The 2,492-nt window shown below is 63.4% G+C and carries 1 protein-coding gene and 3 pseudogenes; 3 read left to right on the forward strand and 1 reads right to left on the reverse strand.

Features of this window, described 5'->3' with window-relative positions:
- Both CW354_RS15975 and tnpB read left to right on the forward strand, forming a co-directional pair.
- Window positions 1-298, forward strand: a 298-nt coding sequence (locus tag CW354_RS15975; RefSeq protein WP_165793526.1) for a transposase, incomplete at its 5' end; no start/stop codon positions are given.
- A pseudogene (gene tnpB / locus CW354_RS24120) lies at window positions 295-777 on the forward strand (IS66 family insertion sequence element accessory protein TnpB); the annotation flags it as partial. The gene CW354_RS15975 and the pseudogene tnpB, both read left to right, overlap by 4 nt.
- A 6-nt stretch (window positions 778-783) precedes the next feature.
- On the opposite strand, the pseudogene CW354_RS15990 reads toward tnpB, so the two are convergent.
- Window positions 784-1,971 (reverse strand): annotated as a pseudogene (locus CW354_RS15990) (IS110 family RNA-guided transposase).
- A 222-nt stretch (window positions 1,972-2,193) separates the two neighbouring features.
- Between CW354_RS15990 and CW354_RS23855 the strand changes: the two are divergent.
- Window positions 2,194-2,472, forward strand: a pseudogene (locus tag CW354_RS23855) (transposase domain-containing protein); the annotation flags it as partial.
- Window positions 2,473-2,492: the final 20 nt, after the last annotated feature.

Genomic DNA, 2,492 nt, shown 5'->3' on the forward strand with positions numbered 1-2,492 from the left:
GCCGGGGGCGACCATGTCGGCGGTTGCGCGGCGGCACGGGATCCGCGGCGAAGAGCTGCACGCCTGGCGCCGGGCCGCGCGTGAAGGCCGTCTGACGGAGACGGACGACGCCGGCGCGGGACCGCGCTTCGTGCCTGTCGTCGTCACGGACGCGTCTGCCGGCGAGGGCGTTGAGGCGGCCGTCGGCGACGTCGCTACGGCGATGATCTTCTCGCTGCCGACAGGCGAGAAGCTGTCTTTCGACGCGCGCGTCGATCCGGCGCTGCTCGACCGCACGCTCAGGGTGCTGCGCCGATGATCGCCGTTCCGCCCAATACGAAGATCTGGATCGCGCTCGGCCGCACCGACATGCGCCGCGGCTTCAACGGCCTGTCGCTGATGGTGCAGGAGCAAATGCGCATGGATCCCTGGTCGGGACATGGGTTCGTGTTTCGCGGCCGCCGCGGCGATTACATAAAAATTCTTTGGGCTGACGGCCACGGGCTTTGCCTTTTCTCGAAGCGCGCGCTCGAGGCCGTCAAACGCATCGACGCGCTGTTCGACATCGAGCGGGAGATTAACGGGCTTTCCGCCGACGCGCGCCTTGCCGCGCGCCAGGAAAAAAGCGCGCCGCTTCTCGCCGAGTTGGAAGAATGGTTGCGCGCGGAACGCGCCAAGCTCTCGCGCTCTTCGGTCGTGGCTGGACCAATAGACTATATGCTCAAGCGCTGGGACGGCTTCGCCGGGTTCACTAAGGACGGCCGCACCTGCCTCACCACGGATGGTGTTGAGAAGTCACATTCGTCAACCTGGGGCTGTTTTCCTTGGTTGCTGACGCCACGCGTCGACCATCTTCTCGTAGGCCCGCTCGGCGCGTTCGACGTATTCTGCCTCCTTCTGGCGGATCTCCTTTATCCAGTAGTCGCGGCCCGGTCCGGCTTTTCCGTACTCCCGAGGCGCGCCGGCCTTGAGGGCGACCTTCCTGAGTTTCATCGCAGTGAAGGCTGGCCGGGCGAACGCATAATCGCGATCGCCGGTGAGGATATGCCAAATTATGACCACCAGCTTTCGAGCAGTCGCCACTGCCGCTGTCGGAGCACCACGCTTTTTCTGCGTCCGGATAAAAAAGGCCCGCAGAGGTCCCGGGGCCATTTACGCCGACCAGGCTGCTTCCACCAGCATACGCCTCGCATCGCTGTTGCCCTGCTTGGTGATCCGACCGTGGCGCGCCAGATGATCCCCGGACTGCCGGATACGAGGCGTGAGACCGAAGTAGCTGCTCAGCTTCGCTGGCGTCGGGAACCGCTGCACATCACCGATCGAAGCAAGGACTGTCGACGCAACGATGGAACTCACCCCCGGGATCGTCATCAGACGCATTGCTCGAGGATCGTCGAGCGCCTGTTGCGCCAGAACCTTGTCCAGGCCCGCAAGTTGTGCGGACACACGCTCCAACTCCCTGATGTAGCGCTCGAGCATGCCGCGCTCATCCTGCTCCAAAGGCAAAGATTCAAGCCACCGCCGGCCAGTGGGGCCAAACAGATGGCCTTTGTACTGCGGGATCAGGTTCGCATGCAGCAGGGCTTGTATCCGCCCCTTCGTCCTCACCAACTGCGCGAGCACACCCATGCGTTCGGCGATCTGCCGGCGACGTGTCAGCGTGACCTCGTCCGGCGCCCAGACCTCGGGCAAGAACCCGGCGGCATGCAGCTTGGCCAGGATCTTGGCGTCTACCTTATCCGTCTTCACGTGCGCATAGGCGGTCGCCTTGACGAGCCTGGGGTTTGCGATAGCGACGCGATGCACAAACGGGCGGAGGAGCTTTTCCACGGCCGCGCTGTTGCCAGTCGCTTCGATGACCACCTCGTCCTTAGCCCTGAGCGACCGGGCGAAGTCCAGGAAGCGGTCCCGAACCAGATCAACGCGAAGCTCTTTTGCTATTCGTCCGTCCTCCCAGATTGCCACCTGCGCGAACGACCTATGTATATCCATTCCAATGACACGCATAACTTCCCTCCATGTAGTGGCGGGAGCTGGCGGGCTTGCACGACATATACGGATTCGCGCTCGCAGCGCAGCCGGGCAAGTCGTAGGGGCGGCCAAGTAACAACTCGAGTTCGCAACTCATGGTCAGGACGGCCTGCCGCCATTTCGTGCTCCCGGCGCCCCTATCCCGGTGAGTCTTCCTACCACAGATTGGATGGAACTCACCTGGGCGCCGCGTGCATCATACCCTTTAACAACACCGCCGAACGTTCCCTGCGCGGCGTTGCTTTGGGCAGGAAGTCTTGGCTTTTCGCAGGCTCCGAACGCGGCGGCGAGCGCGCGGCGATGATGTTCTCCTTCATCATCACCTGCCGCCTGAACGATGTCGATCCGAAGGCCTGGCTCGCCGACGCCCTCGAACGTCTCCCGAACCATTCCGCACAGCAGCTGCATGAACTGCTGCCGTGGAACTGGCGCCGCGACGCTGAAGCCGCTCAAGCCGCCTGAACCTTCCGTACCCGTATTAC

Source organism: Hyphococcus luteus (genome assembly GCF_002943565.1).
In the GTDB taxonomy this organism is placed as follows: domain Bacteria; phylum Pseudomonadota; class Alphaproteobacteria; order Caulobacterales; family Parvularculaceae; genus Hyphococcus; species Hyphococcus luteus.